Annotated in this window: 17 protein-coding genes; 5 read left to right on the top strand and 12 right to left on the bottom strand. The window is 64.0% G+C overall.

The annotated features are described in order from the left end of the window. Nucleotides 1–164: 164 nt before the first annotated feature. From AC56LK_RS22570 to flgB, 12 genes are all read right to left on the bottom strand, one after another. Nucleotides 165–2,915 carry a TonB-dependent receptor plug domain-containing protein gene (locus AC56LK_RS22570; RefSeq protein ID WP_497186711.1) on the bottom strand — a complete coding sequence of 917 codons (2,751 nt, stop codon included), beginning with the start codon at nt 2,913–2,915 and terminating at the stop codon, nt 165–167. Nucleotides 2,916–3,279: 364 nt separating this feature from the next. Next, the gene (gene flgL, locus AC56LK_RS22565; protein WP_497186710.1) at nt 3,280–4,509 is read right to left on the bottom strand and encodes a flagellar hook-associated protein FlgL; all 1,230 of its coding nucleotides are present in this window, start codon (nt 4,507–4,509) and stop codon (nt 3,280–3,282) included. 20 nt (nt 4,510–4,529) lie between these two features. After that, complete coding sequence (flgK, locus tag AC56LK_RS22560) at nt 4,530–6,488, bottom strand: flagellar hook-associated protein FlgK (RefSeq protein WP_497186709.1); 1,959 nt, start codon at nt 6,486–6,488, stop codon at nt 4,530–4,532. Nucleotides 6,489–6,549: 61 nt separating this feature from the next. After that, nucleotides 6,550–7,509 carry a flagellar assembly peptidoglycan hydrolase FlgJ gene (flgJ, locus tag AC56LK_RS22555; protein WP_497186708.1) on the bottom strand — a complete coding sequence of 320 codons (960 nt, stop codon included), beginning with the start codon at nt 7,507–7,509 and terminating at the stop codon, nt 6,550–6,552. 15 nt (nt 7,510–7,524) lie between these two features. Further along, on the bottom strand, nt 7,525–8,637 hold the full coding sequence (locus AC56LK_RS22550; protein WP_497186707.1) for a flagellar basal body P-ring protein FlgI: 1,113 nt from the start codon (nt 8,635–8,637) through the stop codon (nt 7,525–7,527). A gap of 8 nt (nt 8,638–8,645) precedes the next feature. Continuing rightward, nucleotides 8,646–9,296 carry a flagellar basal body L-ring protein FlgH gene (locus tag AC56LK_RS22545; RefSeq protein WP_436104710.1) on the bottom strand — a complete coding sequence of 217 codons (651 nt, stop codon included), beginning with the start codon at nt 9,294–9,296 and terminating at the stop codon, nt 8,646–8,648. Nucleotides 9,297–9,298: 2 nt separating this feature from the next. Next, nucleotides 9,299–10,081, bottom strand: coding sequence for a flagellar basal-body rod protein FlgG (gene flgG, locus AC56LK_RS22540; RefSeq protein ID WP_497186706.1), 783 nt, complete (start codon nt 10,079–10,081; stop codon nt 9,299–9,301). A gap of 64 nt (nt 10,082–10,145) precedes the next feature. After that, the gene (gene flgF / locus AC56LK_RS22535; RefSeq protein ID WP_497186705.1) at nt 10,146–10,886 is read right to left on the bottom strand and encodes a flagellar basal-body rod protein FlgF; all 741 of its coding nucleotides are present in this window, start codon (nt 10,884–10,886) and stop codon (nt 10,146–10,148) included. A gap of 23 nt (nt 10,887–10,909) precedes the next feature. Continuing rightward, nucleotides 10,910–12,436 (bottom strand): flagellar hook protein FlgE, encoded by a 1,527-nt coding sequence (locus tag AC56LK_RS22530; protein ID WP_497186704.1) that lies wholly within the window; start codon nt 12,434–12,436, stop codon nt 10,910–10,912. A 43-nt stretch (nt 12,437–12,479) separates the two neighbouring features. After that, entirely contained in the window at nt 12,480–13,193 is a 714-nt protein-coding gene (locus tag AC56LK_RS22525; protein WP_497186703.1) for a flagellar hook assembly protein FlgD, read from the bottom strand. Nucleotides 13,194–13,205: 12 nt separating this feature from the next. After that, complete coding sequence (gene flgC / locus AC56LK_RS22520; RefSeq protein ID WP_497186702.1) at nt 13,206–13,607, bottom strand: flagellar basal body rod protein FlgC; 402 nt, start codon at nt 13,605–13,607, stop codon at nt 13,206–13,208. Nucleotides 13,608–13,619: 12 nt separating this feature from the next. Beyond that, on the bottom strand, nt 13,620–14,036 hold the full coding sequence (flgB, locus tag AC56LK_RS22515) for a flagellar basal body rod protein FlgB (protein WP_497186701.1): 417 nt from the start codon (nt 14,034–14,036) through the stop codon (nt 13,620–13,622). A gap of 158 nt (nt 14,037–14,194) precedes the next feature. Here flgB and flgA point away from each other — a divergent pair, with 158 nt between their 5' ends. The 5 genes from flgA to AC56LK_RS22490 all read left to right on the top strand — a co-directional run bounded on the left by flgA (nt 14,195) and on the right by AC56LK_RS22490 (nt 17,708). Continuing rightward, a complete protein-coding gene (gene flgA, locus AC56LK_RS22510; protein ID WP_497186700.1) occupies nt 14,195–14,893 on the top strand; it encodes a flagellar basal body P-ring formation chaperone FlgA in 699 nt (232 codons plus the stop codon). A 125-nt stretch (nt 14,894–15,018) separates the two neighbouring features. Further along, nucleotides 15,019–15,342, top strand: a complete 324-nt coding sequence (gene flgM / locus AC56LK_RS22505; RefSeq protein ID WP_497186699.1) for a flagellar biosynthesis anti-sigma factor FlgM — start codon at nt 15,019–15,021, stop codon at nt 15,340–15,342. A gap of 6 nt (nt 15,343–15,348) precedes the next feature. Beyond that, a complete protein-coding gene (locus tag AC56LK_RS22500) occupies nt 15,349–15,831 on the top strand; it encodes a flagella synthesis protein FlgN (protein ID WP_497186698.1) in 483 nt (160 codons plus the stop codon). 343 nt (nt 15,832–16,174) lie between these two features. Beyond that, complete coding sequence (locus AC56LK_RS22495; protein WP_497186697.1) at nt 16,175–17,344, top strand: sensor histidine kinase; 1,170 nt, start codon at nt 16,175–16,177, stop codon at nt 17,342–17,344. Next, entirely contained in the window at nt 17,337–17,708 is a 372-nt protein-coding gene (locus tag AC56LK_RS22490) for a response regulator (RefSeq protein WP_497186696.1), read from the top strand. The genes AC56LK_RS22495 and AC56LK_RS22490 overlap by 8 nt, the downstream gene beginning before the upstream one ends. Nucleotides 17,709–17,757: the final 49 nt, after the last annotated feature.

The following is a 17,757-nucleotide window of genomic DNA, read 5'->3' as shown; positions in this document are numbered from 1 at the left end:
GCTTCCTCCCCACGCTCGGTCGCCCTCACGCAGTTGCGCTTCACTTCGCTCACTGTGGTCAGCTCGCGGCGGGACTTGCACCCGCAAGAGTGCGCCCATGCTGGGCGCACAAAAAAAGACCAGGCCGAAGCCTGGTCCTTTGCTAGGTCCTACGGATCAAGCGATCAGAAGGTGTAGCTTGCAGCGAGGCCGAAGCGGCGGAACTGCGGGGTCCAGCCGCCACGCCAGTCGATCGGGGTGTCGCGGTCGAAGACGTTGTCGACGTAGGCGTTGATCCGGACATGCGGGATGCCGGTGTAGGCCAGGCTGTAGTTCCAGGTGGTGTTGCTGCCAACGCGGCCGCAGGTGTTCATGTACTGCGCTGCGACGTTGTTGGTGGTGCAGTAAGTCGGCGATGCGATGCTGTTGGTGCTGTAGCCGCTTGCGTAGTTCGCCGAGATGCTGTGGTCGAAGTCACCCTTCTTGACGTAGGCGCGGGCGACGACGGTCATGCGCGAACCGTAGTCGTAGGTGCCGGTCTGGTTCGGGCCGTAGGCATCGTCGGTGACGCTGAACTCCTGGAACTTCCAGATGTAGTGACCGTCGAGCGACAGGCGCACGGTGTTGCCCAGCACGTTGACACGGCCCTTGGCGTCGAAGTCGAAGCCCTGGACGCGGGTCGCGCCGCTGTTCACGTACGGGTTGTAGATCATGCCCAGCTGGCCGACGCCACCGTAGTTCAGGGTAGTGTTCGGCGCGTACTTGCGCACCAGGGCCAGGAACTGGTTGTCGCTGGCGCTGCTGTCGATACGGATCAGCTGGCCGGCCGGCAGGCTGGCTTCGCCGCGCAGGATGTCGACGACCGAACGGGAACCGATTTCGTTACGGCGCTCGATGAAGTAGTAGTCGAGGCCCACGCTCCAGTTCTTGATCGGTTCGAACACCAGGCCGGCGGTCAGCGAGCGCGAGGTTTCCGGCTTCAGGTCCGGGTTCGACGACACGAAGCTCGGCAGGCCGCCCAAGCATTCCGCGTTGCGGAAGGCGTTGGCCTGCGCCTTGTCGGCGGTGGTGGCGCCGGCGGCGGTCTGCACCAGCTGGTTCAGCTGGTTGGCGGTCGGGCAGCGGCGCGGATCGTTCACGCTGTTCGCGACCGAGGAACGGCCCAGGCCGTTACCCGATTCGACGATGTTCGGTGCGCGGAAGCCGCCCGATGCGGTGGCGCGCAGCAGCAGCTTGTCGGCGGCACGGTAACGCAGGGTCAGCTTCGGCGACAGGTGGGTGTCGAAGCCATCGGTCTTGTCGGCGCGGACGGCGGCATTCAGCTCGAGTTTCTTAGTCAACGCCGCGTTCAGTTCGCCGAACAGGGCGTACTGGTTGACTTCGTCGTCGACCTGCAGGCCGAAGATGCCGACCAGCTCGCCGCCCAGGACGTTGTCCGAGCTCTTCATCTTGTAGGCATTGCTGCGGATGTCGGTACCCAGCGCGAAGCTCAGCGGACCGGCCGGCAGTTGCAGCACGGTACCCGAGACGGTGGCGTCGAAGAACTTGACGTCGGATTCGCCGTCGGTGGTCCGGATAGGGAACATCGCGTTCAGTAGCGCCGGATCGTTCTTCTGGCCGAACTTGTAGGTCTTGTTGACGATCGCGTCGGTATAGCCCTTCTGGCTGACGGCGCGAGTTGCCTTGCTTGCGCTCGACTTGGCCCAGCCTGCCGCCGAGCGCCAGTCGTAGCCCATGAAGGTGCCGGTCAGCGACAGCATCACGCGCGACTGGTCGGAGTCGGTGGTGTTGAAGTTGAAGCCGTCGCCGGTGTCCATCAGGCGGGCGCGGTACTCGACCGGGACGTTGTATGGGTTGTTCGGGTGGCCGACCGGCAGTTTCGGATACGAGAACGGACCGACCATCTTGCCGCCCAGCACGTTGTACCAGATCGAGGACGAGGTGGTGGTGCTGCCATTGCTCATGTTGAACGGCGTGACGATGTAGTCGCTTTCGGCGTCGGCGTAGGTCAGTTCCAGGTTCGCGTCGATGTTCGAGCCGATGCGGAAGCTGGTATTGCTGACGAGCGCGCTACGCTTGTTGTCGGTGGTCAGACCGCTGAACGGCAGGATGTCCATCTTGCACAGCTTGTCGGCCGGGTCGATGTCGGCTGCCGGGCAGCCTGGCGCTGCAACGATATTAGTGCTGCTCAGGAAGTAGTTACCGGTCGGCGAGAACGAGCTCTTCGCATCCCAGGTCGAGCGGCCCGGGGTCAGGCGGTGCCATTCCGGGTAGTAGGGACGCAGGTCGCCGGTGGAGTAGCCGTTGCGCTTGTAGGCTTCCACGGTGAGATAGGTGTTGAAGCCGTTGGTCTCGATGTCGCCCCAGCCGACGATGGCCGATACGTGGCTGTTGCGGTTTTCCTTCAGGTGCTCCGACTCGCGGTAGCTGGCGCGCACGCGGGCACCGGTGAATTCCTTGCGCAGGATGATGTTGACCACGCCTGCGACGGCGTCGGAACCGTAGATCGCCGATGCGCCGTCCTTCAGGACTTCGATGCGCTCGATCGCGTCGCTGGCGATGGCGTCGAGGTTGGTGAAGTTCTGCTGGGCGCCGTCGGACAGGCCGTACGGAGCGATGCGGCGGCCGTTGACCAGGACCAGGGTGTTGACCTTGCCCAGGCCGCGCATCGACACGCCCGACGAACCGGTCGCGAAGCTGCCCGAGCTGGCGGTGGCGACGTTGATGTCGGTGCTGATCGAGGCGGTAGAGGTCAGGATGCCCAGGGCCGTCGTTTCGCCGGTCTTTTCGATGTCGTCGCGGGTCAGGATCTGGACTGCGGCGGCGGCTTCGGTGGCGGTGCGCTTGATGCTCGAGCCGGTCACCTCGACACGCTGCATTTTCTGCGGCTCTTGTGGGGATGCTTCTTGGGCGCCCACCAGCGCAGGGAAGGCCATGGTCAACGCAATTGCGATGGCGCTCTTGTTAAAAGTATTTTTATGCTTCACAACGACTCCCGGACAATGAATTAGTTCTTATCGAGCGCTTCCCCCGCTACACATTACTTCGTAGTCGTACGGAAATACGCATAAATACTCTTACATATCATTGCTCTATCGCAAAGTCGAAATGACAAATTACCGACAAGAAAAATTGCTTTCCTACATATATGTCGCGAAATAGATACGTTTCGTTACTCGCGACACAAGGCTGTTACACGCGATTTCATCGTCTTGTCATAAAAGTATGCATGCCTTGGCTTGGCGCCGGACGAAAAAAAATGCCGGCTCGCGCCGGCAATTCCACCCAGGACGAAACGGCTTACAGGTAGTTGAAGAGCGACAGCCCCGACATCGTCTTGAACGACATCTGGGCCGCCTGCAGCGTGTTCTGCTGCATCGAAAACTCGGAAATCGCCTTGACCATGTCCAGGTCCTGCAGGTCGCCCAGCGTGGACGCGTACTGGATGTCGAGGTCGTCGCCGGCGCTGTCGAGGTAGTCGAGTTCCTTCATGTGCGCACCGACCGAAGCCTGCACGGTCAGCACGTTGTCGTGGGCCGATTTCAGGTTGTCGAGCGCGGTGTTCAGCTGGTTGGTCAGCGCCGCCTTGCCGGTCGAGCCGTCGGCCGGGCTGCGCAGCGCCGCGATCAGGTCGGTCACGGTGGCGAACACCGACTGCTTCTCGCTTGGCTTGGCCGTGAAGATGTCGCCGTTGGCCGGCGCGCCCTTGATGTCGAAGCTCAGGCCGCCGAAGCTGATCGACTTGCCGGCCTCGTAGGCGATGCCGGTCTGGCCGGGGACCGCGACGTCGGTGCCGGTGGTGGTGTCGACCACGCTGTAGGTGGTCACGGCCGGCGTGCCGCTCACCGAGAAAGTCAGCTTGTAGTCGCGTCCCGCATTGGCCTGGGCGCGGTCGGTCACCGAGCCCGACGAGATGATGGCGGCGCCGGTATTGCCCGGCGCGGCCTGGGTCTGGAACGTGCCGTTGCCGGTCGGGTTGTTCTCGAACACGGCGGCGCCCGAGGCCGACAGCGGAATCTTGCGCGAGGCGCCCACCTGCAACTGGCGCTGGCCCTGGTCGCCCTGGTAGGTGGCGCCGCCGGGCGTGCGGGTAAACGGCTGGGTGGTCGCCATGTAGCCCGAGAACAGGTAGCCTCCTGCCCCGTCGGTGGTATTGGCCACGCCCAGCAGGTCTTCCAGGCGTCCTTCCAGTTCCACGGCCAGGGCTTCGCGGTCCCGCGGCAGCATGCTGCCGTTGCCGGCGTTGACGGCCAGCTGCTGGATGTCCTGCAGCAGGTCGCCGGCATTCTGCAGCGAACCCTCGACCGTCGTCAGCGAGGAACGCGCGCTGGCGCGGTTGGTGGCGAACTGCGTGTTCATCTCCTTCGACTGGCTGACTTCGAGCGCACGCGCCGAGGCCACCGGGTCGTCGGCCGGGGTCAGGATGCGGCGTTCGGTCGACAGCTGCATCTGGGTGCGCGCCAGGGCGCTCTGCAGCGTATTGAGCTGGGCGGTGGCGTTGCCGTAGATCGACAGGGTACTGATGCGCATAAACTACCTCGTATGACTGGTTAGCGGCCGATCGACAGCAAGGTGTCGAAGATGGTGCCGGCGATCTGCATGACCTTGCCCGCGGCCTGGTAGGCCTGCTGGTACTTGATCAGGTTGGTGGCCTCTTCGTCCAGGTTCACGCCCGAGACGTCGGCCGCGCTGGCCTTGGCCTGGGTCAGCAGCGCCTCGGCCGCCTCGCCGTTGACCTGCACTTCGCGGGTCTTGTTGCCCACGGTGCTGACCAGCTGGGCATAGGACGACTGCAGGGTGGCGCTGCCGTTGTTGAAGATGTTCTTGGTCTGCAGGTCGGCCAGCAGGCCGATGTTGCGGGTGTCGCCCACGCCGGCGGCATTGCCGGCGATGCTGAAGGTGTCGCCATTGCCCGGGGCGCCCGTCATCGTCACGCTGATGCCGCCGAAGCTGTAGGTGGAGCCGGCGCTGAACGCCACGTTGGTGGCCGGGGCCGGGTAGTTGGTGACCACGCCGGCGCTGTCCTTCACGCTCACCGCGGCGCCCGGCGGGAAGCCGCTCAGGTTGCCGGTGTTAAAGGTCAGCGTGACCGGCAGCGCCGGCGCGCCGGTGAGGAAGTCCTTGCTGATCTGGCCTTCGCTGATCTTGCCGGTGCCGGTATTGCTCACCGGTGCGCTGGTGGCGACCGGCGCGGCGGCGGCGATGCTCGCCACGTCCTTGACCAGCAGCGTGAAGTTGGCCGCGCCGCCGATGGTCGGGCGTACCAGGAATTCGTCGTCCTTGGCGGCCAGGCCGGAAATGCTGAAGTCGACGCCGTCGATGGTCTGGGTGGTGCCGGCCGCGCTGTAGGGCGTGATCGCGGTCGACTTGTTGTCCGACAGGCGGATCACGTTGTAGTTGGTGCCGTCGAACTCGACCTTGTAGTCGCTGTCCACCAGCTTGCCCGGGTCGCTGACCTTGGCCTGCACCTGGGTGGTGCTGGTGAGCGCGTTGTTGATGTTCTTGCCCACATAGGCCGGCGCCACGCCGAAGAAATCCTTGCCGGGCGCGCCGTTCTGGTCCAGGCCGAGCTTGTGCTGGGCGTTGAATTCCATGGCAAGGCCGATCGCGACCTTGCCCAGCGCGCTCTGGGCCGGGTCGAGGGTCTTGCTGCGGAAGTCGAGCGCGCCGCCGATCTGGCCGCCGGACAGGGAGTTATCGGCCAGCACGGTGACCTTGCTGCCGGTCACATAGCCCACCTCGATGCGGGTCAGGTCGGTCGGCGACTTGGTGGCCGCCAGCTGGAAGGCGCGCTGGCCCACCACCAGCGGCTGGCCGCTGCCGATCGAGACCGTCAGGCTGTTGTTATCGCCCGGCATCACGGTCGCCTTGACCTGGGTGTTCAGCTCCATCACCAGCTGGTCGCGCTTGTCAAGCAGGTCGTTCGGCGCGTGCTGCTGGGCCGAGGCGAAGCTGCCGATCTTGTCGTTCAGGTCGGCAATCTGGGTGGCGTAGGAATTGATCATCGTGACGCTCGACTCGATGGTGCTGTTCACGCCTTCGCGGATCTCGTCCAGGCGCGCATCCAGGGCCTGGAAGCGCGTGGCCAGGGTGTCGGCGCTGGAGAGCATCGACTGGCGCGACGGGATCGAGGCGCGGTTCGCGGCCATGTCCTGCACACCCTTGAAGAAGCTCTGCAGCGAGGGCGAGAGGCCGGCGGTCTGGTCGGCCAGCATGTTGTCGATCTGGCTGATCTGGGAATAATACGAATCCAGGCCGCTCTTGCTGGACTGGGCGTTACGCACCTGCAGGTTGAGGAATTCGTCGCTGTAGCGCTTGATCTGGGAGATCTGGGTGCCGGTGCCCTGGAAGCCGACGCCGGTATCGAGCATCGGGCCGGTCGCCTGCACCACCACCTGGCGGTTGTAGCCGGCCACGCTGGCGTTGGTGATGTTGTGGCCGGTCGTGGACAGTCCTGCCTGTGCCGCGAACAGGCCGGTCTTGCCAATACTGAGTAGGTTACCGGACATATGCGTGTTCTTTCTCTGACTGATCCATCAACGGCAGTTTTCTGGAAAACTTGACTTGTCTTTATGCCAAGGAATTCTTGATGATGCGGGTCAGCTTGGCCGCGTACATCGGGTCGGTCGCATAGCCGGCGCGCTGCAGGCCATGGGCGAAGGCGGTGGCGTCGCCGCCGCTGGCCAGCACCTTCTCGTAGCGCGGGTTCTTGGCCAGCATGTTGGCGTAGTCCTTGAACGAGTCGGCCGGCGTGTCGTAGGCGCGGAATTTCTCGACCTTCGTGTGCGGACGGCCGTTGACGTACTCGGTGGTCACGGCGGTAGCAACCTTGCCTTTCCAGCCAGGGCCGGCCTTGATGCCGAACAGGTTGTTGCTGTTGCTGCCGTCGGCATTGCGGATCATGCGCTTGCCCCAGCCGCTTTCCAGCGCCGCTTGGCCGAGCATGAACTTGGCCGGCACGCCGGTGGCACGCTCCGCTTCCGCGGCGTGGACGTGCAGCTTTTCCTGGAAGGCGCGCACGTGCGGCGCCTGGACGCGGCCACTGTCGGTAGTCAGCGGCAACGCCGGCGCGCCCGGCTGCCTGGCGCCGGTCTTGATCATGGTGGCCGCGTCCATGCCCGGTCGCATGCTGCCGTCGAGCGGCGCCAGCTTCGACGCGGCGGCCGCGGCCTGCCCTGCGGCGACCCCATCGGCGCCGATCGCCAGCGCCTGCGCACCCATCTGGTTCGACGTCAGCTGGCGGGTCAGGACGTCGGCCAGGCCCATGCCGCGCTTGGCCAGGTTCTGGCTCAGCTGCTGGTCCAGCATGCCGGTGAACATCTTGGACTGGTTATTGTCCATCAGGCCATCCTGAGGCGTCGCGTCGCGCATGCTCTTCATCATCATGTTGATGAACATGGCTTCGAACTGGGTGGCGGCTTCCTTCAGCGCAGCGGGGGAGCCGTTCTTGGCGCCTTGCTTGAGTTCGCCCAGGCCCTTGGTGTCGAGGGCGAACTTGCTGGTCAGGTCAGTGGAAGGAGAGCCGATCATGATGAGCCTTGCCTGTTAGATGATCTCGAGTTCGGCGCGCAGCGAACCGGCGGCCTTGAGCGCCTGCAGGATCGCCAGCAGGTCTTGCGGGGTGGTGCCGATCGAATTCATGGCCTTGACCACTTCGGCCAGCGAGGCGCCGCCCTTGATCATCAGCACCCGGCCCGGATCCTTCTTGACGTCGACCGAATTGTTGCGGGTGACGGTGGTCTGGCCGAACGAACCCGGGGCCGGCTGGCTGACGCTGGTGTCGGCGCCGACCGTCACGGTCAGGTTGCCGTGCGAGATCGCGCAATTCTCCAGCATCACGGCCTGGTTCATCACGACCGAGCCGGTGCGGGCATTCATGATGACCTTGGCCGCATCCTTGGCGCGCGCCACGTCGATGCCCTCCAGCTGGCCGATGAAGGCCACCCGCTGGTCGCTCGAGGACGGGGTGCGCACGCGGATCACGCGGCCATCCAGGGCGGTGGCGATGCCGGCGCCGAACTGGTCGTTGATGGCTTCCACCACCCGTGCGGCGGTCGAGAAATCGGTCTGCTTCAGTTCCAGACGGATCTGGTTGTCGGAACCCAGGTTCGAGGCGACGGCGCGCTCGACGGTGGCGCCTTCCGAGATCTTGCCGACCGACAGGTGATTGACCTGGACCTGGGCGCCGCCGGCCTGGGCGCCGACGCCGCCGACCAGCACATTGCCCTGGGCCATGGCGTACACCTGGCCGTCTGCGCCGTGCAGCGGGGTCATCAGCAAGGTGCCGCCGCGCAGGCTCTTCGCATTGCCGATCGAGGACACGGTGATGTCGATGGTCTGGCCCGGCTGGGCGAAGGCCGGCAGCGAGGTCGTGACCATCACGGCCGCGACGTTTTTCAGCTGCAGCTGGGTGCCCGGCGGCAGGTTGACGCCCTTCTGCTGCAGCATCGCCTGGATCGACTGCACGGTGAACGGGGTCTGGCTGGTCTGGTCGCCGGTGCCGTCCAGGCCCACGACGATGCCGTAGCCCGACAGCTGGTTCTGGCGCACGCCGGCGATGCTGGCGAGGTCCTTGAGGCGTTCGGCCTGGGCCAGCGGTGCAATACTCAACTGAGCCAACAGAGCGGCGCAGAAGAGAGCGATGGAAGCGGATTTCATGGCGGGCCTCAGAACGGCAGCATCGACTGGAAGAAGCGCGAGAACATATTGCTCACCTCGGCCTTGTCGACGCGGCTGTTGGTACGGTATTCGACGCGCGCGTCGGCGATCACGGTGGAAGCGACGATATTGCCTGGCTGGATGGTGTCCGGCGCGACCATGCCCGAGAAGCGGATGTACTCGATGCCCTTGTTCATCGCGACCTGCTTCTCGCCGGCGACGATCAGGTTGCCGTTGGGGAGCACTTCGGTGACCGTCACGCCGAGCGTGCCGGTGAAGTTGTTCGAGGCGCTCTGGGTGTCGGCATCGGCGAACTTGTTCGCGCCTTCCAGCGCCACACCGGCGCCGATCCTGGCCTGCAGCGGACCCGGCACCGAGAAGCTGGCGCTGCCCGACTTGCTGCCGGTGCTGGCGCCCGACTTGCCGGCCGAGGTGCGCTCGCTGATGTTCACCGTCAGCAGGTCGCCGATGTGGCGCGCGCGGCGGTCTTCGAACATCGGGCGGTAGCTGTTGGCGTTGTAGATGGCGCCGTCGTTGGCCGGCGCGGCCTGCACCAGCATCGGACGGGCCGACGTCGGCCCCTGGACGATGGTGCTCGGGGTGGTCGAGCAGCCGGCAACAGCCAGCGCGGCGACAACGATGGCGATAGTACTTTTCATGTTTATAACTGGGACAGTTTCTGCAGCATCTGGTCGGAGGTAGTGATCGCCTTGCTGTTGATCTCGTAGGCGCGCTGGGTCTGGATCATGTTGACCATTTCCTCGACCACGTTCACGTTCGACGATTCGACGTAGCCCTGCATCAGCACGCCGGAGCCGTTGGTGCCGGGCACGTTCAGGTTCGGGTTGCCCGAAGCGCCGGTCTCGACGTACAGGTTCTCGCCGCGCGATTCCAGGCCGGCCGGGTTGATGAAGGTGGCCAGCTGCAGCGAGCCGACCTGGGTCGGTGCCGTCGTGCCGGGCAGTTTCACGGATACGGTGCCATCGCGGCCGACGGTGATCGATTCGGCATTCGCCGGGATGGTAATGGCGGGCTGGACCACGAAGCCGCTGGAAGTCACCAGCTGGCCGTTGGCATCGGTCTGGAAGGAGCCGTCGCGGGTATAGGCCTGGGTGCCGTCCGGCAGCAGGACCGGGAAGAAACCCGAGCCGTTGACCATGACGTCCTTCGAATTGCCGGTCAGCTGGGGATTACCCTGGGTGAAGATGCGTTCGGTGGCGACGGTGCGCACACCGGTACCGATCTGCAGGCCCGAGGGCAGATTGGTCTGCTGCGAGGACTGGGCGCCCGGCTGGCGCACGTTCTGGTACAGCAGGTCCTCGAACACCGCGCGCGAACGCTTGAAGCCGTTGGTGCTGACGTTGGCGAGGTTGTTGGAAATGACGTCGAGGTTGGTCTGCTGCGCTTCGAGGCCGGTCTTGGCGATAAACAGCGAACGGATCATGGAATTCTCCTAAGAGCGGCAGACGAAGTCCGCCACGTACAAGAGAATTATGCTGCAGCAACTATTAATTCAAAGCGAGGATCTGGGTGGCTTTCGCCGCGTTATTCTCGGCGTTCTTCAGGAGGCTCATTTGGGTCTCGAAGGAGCGTGCCAAAGAGATCATGCTCACCATCGAATCGATGGCCGATACGTTGCTGCCCTCGAGCGCGCCGCCGGCCACGCTCACCGAAGCATCCGGCTGGGCGGTGCCGCCATCCTTCAGGCGGAACAGGCCGTCGTCGCCGCGCACCATGTTTTCCGCCGGCGGATTCACCAGTTTCAGGCGGCCCAGGATGTTGGCGGCGGCCGGCTGGTCGGTGGTGGAGATGGTCGAGATGGTGCCGTCGCCGCCCACGGTGACGGTGACGTCGGGCGGGATCGTGATCGGGCCGCCCTCGCCGGCGATGGTGGCGCCGCCGGCGGTGGTCAGCAAACCGTTCTGGCTGGTCTGCAGCGAACCGTTGCGGGTATATGCCTCGGTGCCGTCCGGCATCTGCACCGCGAACCAGCCCTGCCCCTTGACGGCGACGTCGAGCTCGCGTCCGGTGACCTGGAGCGCGCCCGCCGTGAAGTCGGCGGCCGGGGTCGAATTGACCACGAAGGCGCGCGTCGGCAGGCCTTCGCTCTGCACCGGCACCGCACGGAACACGTCCAGCTGGGCACGGAAGCCCGTGGTGTTCACATTGGCCAGGTTGTTCGAGGTCGTGGCCTGCTGTTCCAGGATGTGCTTGGCGCCGCTGGCGGCGGTGTAGATCAGGCGGTCCATGGTCTATCTCCCCGTTACGACGATTAACGCAGGTTCACCAGGGTCTGCAACACCGAATCCTGGGTCTTGATGGTCTGCGCATTCGCCTGGTACACGCGCTGCGCGGTGATCATGTTGACCAGTTCCGCGGTCAGGTCGACGTTCGAGCTTTCCACCGCCGACTGCTGCAGCACGCCGAAGCTGCCCGAATTCGGCGTCCCGACCAGCGGCACGCCCGAGCTGGCCGATTCGGCCCAGGCATTGTTGCCCAGCGGCTCAAGCCCGTTCGGGTTGGTGAAGTTCGCCAGGATCACCTGGCCCAGCGGCTTGGTCTGGCCGTTGCTGTACTGGCCCAGGATGGTACCGTCCTGGCCGGTGGTGAAGCGCTGCAGGTTGCCGGCCGCATAGCCGTCCTGGACCAGCTTCTTCTCGCTGGTGGCGGTGCCGTACTGGGTGGTGCCGTCGTAGTCGATGGTGATCGGCAGGGTCAGTTCGGCGCCGGTCGACGGGAACACCGGCAGGGTCACGGCGATCTTGCCGGCATCGGTCGAGCTCACCTTGTTCAGGCCGCCATTGGTGTCGAAGGCCAGGGTGCCGATCGGCCTGGACGGCACCTTGAGCGCCTTGGCGATGGCGGCATCGACCTCGTCCGGCGTGCCGCCCGGCACCGCGCCCGCGTTGGTGGCGGCGGTGGCGATCTCGGTCTGGTTGGCGGCGGTCGCGCCGGCGGTGCCGGCCGCAGCCGATACGACGCCGGAGGCGGCAGTGGCGTAGGCGCCGAGGGCGGCGGCGATGGTGGCCGGCACCGGCGGCACCGCCTTGGTCGCGGCTTCCCAGTTGCTGCGGGCGGTATTCACGGCGGCATTGCCGCCGGCTGCGGCGGCCACTGCCAGGTTGGTCACTTCGGTACCGTTGCTGGCCGCGTACACGTCCCAGGTGCCCGGTGTCGTGCCCTTGACGTAGAAGGTCGACAGCACGTGCGGGTTGCCCAGCGTGTCATACACGCTCATCGGGGTCTGCTTGTTGTAGGTGGTCGGGTCGTCCGCATTGAAGGGCGCATTGGCCGGCGGCAGGCTGCGCGAGTCGAGGTTCAATTCCATCTTGACCTCTTCGGTCTTGACCGGCTCCAGGTCGGCGGTATCGATCTGCAGCGGGGTCGGGGCGCCGGCCACCAGCGCGCCGTTCGCGTTCAGGCCGTAGCCGGTCAGCTTGGCGCCCTGGGCGTTGATCAGGAAGCCGCTCTTGTCCAGCGAGAACTGGCCGTTGCGGCTGTACTGCACCATGCCCGAGGCTTCGGTGCGAAAGAAGCCGGCGCCGTTGATGGCGATGTCGAGCGGGTTGTTCGAGGCTTCGACGTTACCCTGCGTGAACTGCTGGGCGATGTTGGCGACCTTGACGCCGATACCGGCCGAGATGCCGCCGGCGCCGTTCAGCGAGTTGGCGTAGACGTCGGCGAACTGGGTGGTCGAGCCCTTGAAGCCGACCGTGCTCGCGTTGGCGATGTTGTTACCGATGACGTCGAGGGATTTTGCTGCGCCGTTCAAGCCGCTCAGGCCTTGTTGGAAAGACATGGTGTACTCCTGATGAAATGTGGTACGAAGTAAGCGGCTCGGCTTACAGGACTTGTTTAATATCTGCCAGGGTGACGGCACCCTTGACCGGCAGGTTCAGCTTGATGCCATCCTTGCCGCTGGTCGTCACGCTGGCGACGCTGTCGAAGGACAGGGTGCGCGCATCCTTTACTTCTTCGCCGGCGCGGCTCGCGACCACCTTGTAGGTGTAGGTGCCATTCGGCAGCGTGACCGGCTTGCCGTCGGCGCCGACGTTCTTCGGGTCGACCACGCCGTCCCAGGCAATCGGCAGTACGCCGGCCTGCTGGGCGCCGAGCTCGATGGTGGCGACTTCCTTGCCGGTGGCATTGCTGGTGACCACCACCTGGACCTTGTCGGCTGCGCTGTCGAGTTCGACGCCGAGGATGGCCTTGCCGTCGCTCAGCTGGGTTTGGTAACCCTCGACCAGCACGCCGTGGCCGATCAGGTTGGTCGCCTGCAGCGCTTCGGACGACTGGTAGCTGGCCTTCAGCGATTCGAGCGTGCTGTTGAGCTTGTTGACGCCGGTGACGGTCTGCAGCTGGGCCAGCTGGCTGGTGACCTGGGCATTGTCGAGCGGGTTCAGCGGGTCCTGGTTCTTCAGCTGGGTCACCAGCAGGGTCATGAACTTGTCGGTGTCGGCCTGGACGCCGTCGACCTCGGCCTTCTTGGCATTCATGGTCGACATCAGGTCGGTGACGTTGGCGCCCGGGTTGGCGGTGTTGATGGTGGTGGTCATGGCTTAGGTTCTTTACTGGCCGAGGGTGAGCGTCTTGAGCAGCATGGTTTTTGCCGCATTCATGGTCTCGACGTTGGTCTGGTAGGAGCGCGAGGCCGACAACATGTTAACCATCTCGTCCACCACGTTGACGTTCGGCATCGCCACATAGCCCTTCTCGTCGGCCATCGGGTGCTTGGGGTCGTAGACCTGCTTGAGCGGGGACGGGTCTTCGACCACTTCGCGCACGCGCACGGCGCTGCCGCCGGACTGCTGGGGCACGGCTTCGAACACGACCGCCTTGGCGCGGTAGGCTTCGCCGGTGGGGCTGGTGGCGCTGTCGGCGTTGGCGAGGTTGGACGCCACGGTGTTCAGGCGCTGGGCCTGGGCGCTCATGGCCGAACCGGAAACATTGAAGATATTGAAGAGTGACATAGTCTTTAGCCTTTATTGTCCCTGGATGGCCGCCAGCAGGCCCTTGATCTGGTGGTTGATCATCGTGATGCCGGCCTCGTAGCGCAGCGCGTTGTCGGCGAACTGGTTGCGCTCGACGTCCATGTCGACGGTATTGCCGTCGACGCTGCCCTGCACCTCGCCGCGGTACAGCACCGGAGTGCCGTTGGCGAGCACGTCGCCGGTCGGCTTGCCGCGGCCCATATGGTTCTGGGCGGTGGTGGCGAGCGGGCCGCCGGCGCCCTTGCTGGCCAGCGCGCTCTGCAGCGCATTGCTGAAGTCGATGTCGCGCGCCTTGTAGTTCGGGGTGTCGGCGTTGGCGATGTTCGACGCCAGCAGTTCCTGGCGCTGGGCGCGCAGGGACAGGGCCGTTTCATTGAAACTCAGGTACTGGTCGATCTTGCCGATCATGCCGCCTCCTGCTGGACACTTGTTGGGACAGCACCGATGATACGTACGGGCAACACTTCCCAATCGGTCGAGAAAGACGGCCAAACCCCGGCTATTCGAAGTTTCGCGGCAAGTCGGCGCTGCCTAAAATGGCAGCATCTACCCTTTCCATCCGCTCCATGAAACGCATCCTCGCCTCCTTGTTCATCCTTGCAGCGCCCTTCGCCAGCGCCCAGCAGGCAACCAACGCGGGACGCCAGAACCTGCCGGCCCTGCGCACGGTCGTCGAGCAATACCTGCAGACCCAGACCGCCGGCCTGCCGGGCAAGGTGACGGTCAAGGTGGGCCAGGTCGATCCGCGCACCAGCCTGGCGGCCTGTCCGGCGCCGGAAGCCTTCCAGCAGCCCGGCGCGCGCGCGTGGGGGAAAACAACGGTCGGGGTGCGCTGCACCGCGCCCTCGCCATGGACGGTGTATATTCAGGCCACGGTGAGCGTGGTGGCCGACTACGTCGCGGCAGCAGTGCCGCTGGCCCAGGGCCAGCCGGTCGACGCCGGCCAGCTCGTCGTGATGAAGGGCGACATCGCCGCGATGCCGAACGGCATCATCACTGACATGGCCCAGGCCATCGGCCGCACGCCGACCGCCTCGCTGCCCGCCGGCACCCCGCTGCGCCTCGATACGCTGAAATCGAAGCCCGTGGTCCAGCAGGGCCAGGCGGTGCGCCTGGTCTCGAAGGGAAGCAATTTCTCGGTTTCAAGCGAAGCCAAGGCGATCAGCAATGCCGCCGAAGGCCAGGTGGCGCAGGCGCGTACCCAGTCGGGCATTGTGGTCAGCGGTACCGCGCGCGCCGGCGGCATCATCGAAGTGGCGATCTGACGCCCCCTTTATCGACGCCGCATATTTTCATCGACCACCCTTTTCTGCGCTAAAGTTTGTGAAATCCTTGCCGATACCAGACGCAGATCCCGGAGTTTCCGCTCCGAACAGAGAAGGATGATGCTGTGAAAATCAACGATACCCTCAAGGGCAACCCAGGCCTTCAGCCGACCAACACCAACGGCACCGCGAATGCACGCGGCGCCGACAAGGCTGCCACGACCGCGACCACCGGCGCCACGCCGGCCGCGACCGACAGTGTGCGCCTGTCCTCCCAAGGCCAGGCCATGGCCAATGCCGTGGGCGGCAACAACCAGGTGTTCGACACCAAGAAAGTCGAGCGCATCAAGATGGCCATTGCCGATGGCCAGTTCCAGGTCAATTCCGAGAAAGTCGCCGACGGCCTGCTCGACACCGTGCGCGACTTGCTCCATTCACGCAAGCGATAAACCTTCATGCCCACCAGCCCCGTCTTGAGCCCAAGCGCGACCGTCTCCGAAGAACAGCAACATGTCAGCTCGCTGATCGAGCTGATGAAACAGGAACAGCAGCTGCTGGTCGCAGCTGACGCCGACGGGCTGGCACAGCTTACTCCCCGCAAGAACACACTGCTGCAGGCGCTCGCCGAATTGTCGGCCCAGCGCCACGCGGCGCTGCTTGCTGCCGGCTGCGAAGGTTCGGAAGCGGGCATGGAACCCTGGCTGGCCGTGAGCGGCAACGAGGATGCGCGCGCCCAATGGGAGGCGCTGCTGGCCCTGGCCCGCGAAGCCAAGGAACTCAACCGCGTCAACGGCATGCTGATCAACAAGCAGCTGGCGCACAACCAGGGCGTGCTCAACGCGCTGCGCATGCCGGCCGGCGCCGAAGCCGGCGGGGTGTATGGCGCCAGTGGCCAGGCGGTCGGCGCCGGGCCCTCGAAGCGCTATGTGATCGGCTGACGGGCCATCCCTTACCCCACGATGAATCATGGCCGCTTGCGCGGCCATTGTCGTTTTTGCGGATTCGTCCCTACTTGAGCCCCACGCGTTGTGGAATGTTTCGCCTGAAAATAGTTAAAAAATATCCGCCAATGCTTCCCAATAATTTTCGGCCAATATTGTACGCAGTATGTCCGATATTTGCGAGCTGCTTTTCCTGTATTTAAGCGCGGACCGATAAAGGAACGGCTATTCCGAATAGCTGTTAGTATCGATTTCCGCACTAGGTGATTTTCGCTGAATCGGCAACATAGGATTAAATACAATGTTCCAGAATGGACTAAGCCGATTCATCGAAAATAATATGGAACCGATTATGCAGGCCTGGGAGGATTTCGCGCGAACGATCGAGCCGCCGGCCCTGGCAATGGATGATGTCGAATTGCGTGACCATGCCAAGCAAATGTTGCATGCCTTCGCAGCCGACCTGGACACCCCGCAATCCGAGCACGAACGCTTCGCCAAATCAAAAGGCCTTGGAAAGCGCGGTCCTGACGATACGGCCGCCGAAACGCACGCCGAGGCGCGGCTCCTGTCGGGCTACACCGTTGTCCAGCTGGTCTCCGAGTACCGCGCCCTGCGTTCGAGTGTGCTGATGCTGTGGGCTGCCGAGACCAAGGGCCAGCATCTCAATGATCTTTCCGACGTTACCCGCTTTAACGAAGCGGTCGACCAGGCCCTGGCCGAGTCGATCGCCCGTTACGAATTCATGGTCAAACAATCGCAGAACATGTTCCTTGCCATCCTGGGCCATGACTTGCGCAATCCGCTCGGCACCGTGGTCAGCGGGGCCAGCTTCCTCATGCAGGCCGATTTACCGCCCAAGTTCATCCTGGTCGCGACACGGATGTTCAACAGCGGCAAACGCATGAGCAAGTTGATTAATGACCTGATCGATTTTACCCGCACCCATCTCGGCCCCGGCATTCCTGTGCGGGTCAAACAGGGCAGCCTCGTCGCGCTGTGCGAAGAGGTCGTCAACGAGGCCCGCACCTTCCATCCGGAGCGCTCGATCGACCTGCAGGTCCCGCCGAAGCTCGACGCCATCTTCGATGAAGGCCGCCTGGCGCAGGCGCTGTCGAATTTGATCGGCAACGCGATCCAGTACAGCAGTCCGGACTTCCCGGTGAGCGTGCGGCTTGCCAGCAAGGACGACCAAGTGAGCATCGCAGTCAACAATCAGGGAGCAACCATCCCGACGGACGGCATGGCGACGATTTTCGACCCGATGGTACGGATTGCCATGCACGCCAACCAGATCGAGCACGACTATACGGAGCGCACCAGCCTCGGCATCGGCCTCTACATTTCCCGCGAAATCATCCACGCGCACGACGGCAAGATTGAGGTGACATCGAACGAGCAAGAGGGAACGACCTTCACCGTAAAAATGCCGCGCATGCCGGCGGGATTCCGGCCTTCCGACAGCGCCCCACACACCAGGCGGCGCGTGGAAGACAGCCAGTATGAGTGAACGCCGCTGCAGGACGCTGGTCGTCGACGACGAGCCCGATCTCGCGGATATAGCCGGGGAATTACTTGGCTACCATGGTATTGATGCACTGGTTGTTTATTCTGCCCACGATGCACTCAAGCTTCTGGAAACCCGGTCGGATATCGATGCAATCTTTTCCGATGTGATGATGCCTTCCATGACGGGGCTCGAATTGGCGGAAACCGTTGCCGAGATTTATCCAGACATTAAAATCGTTTTAACTTCCGGTTTTACCGCTCCCATTCACTGGGCGCGGCAGAAGCGCCGTTTTCCTTTTATTACTAAGCCATATTCGATCGACGCGGTCATTCCCCTTTTAGGGTGCCGGGTAAGCGCTGGATAAACAGCAAAAACCAGAGCAAGAAACAGATATCGCAGCTGCACGGCTCAGG

It is taken from the genome of Telluria sp. ZB4P36, assembly GCF_059685865.1.
This window is presented reverse-complemented; position numbering and strand designations above follow the sequence as displayed.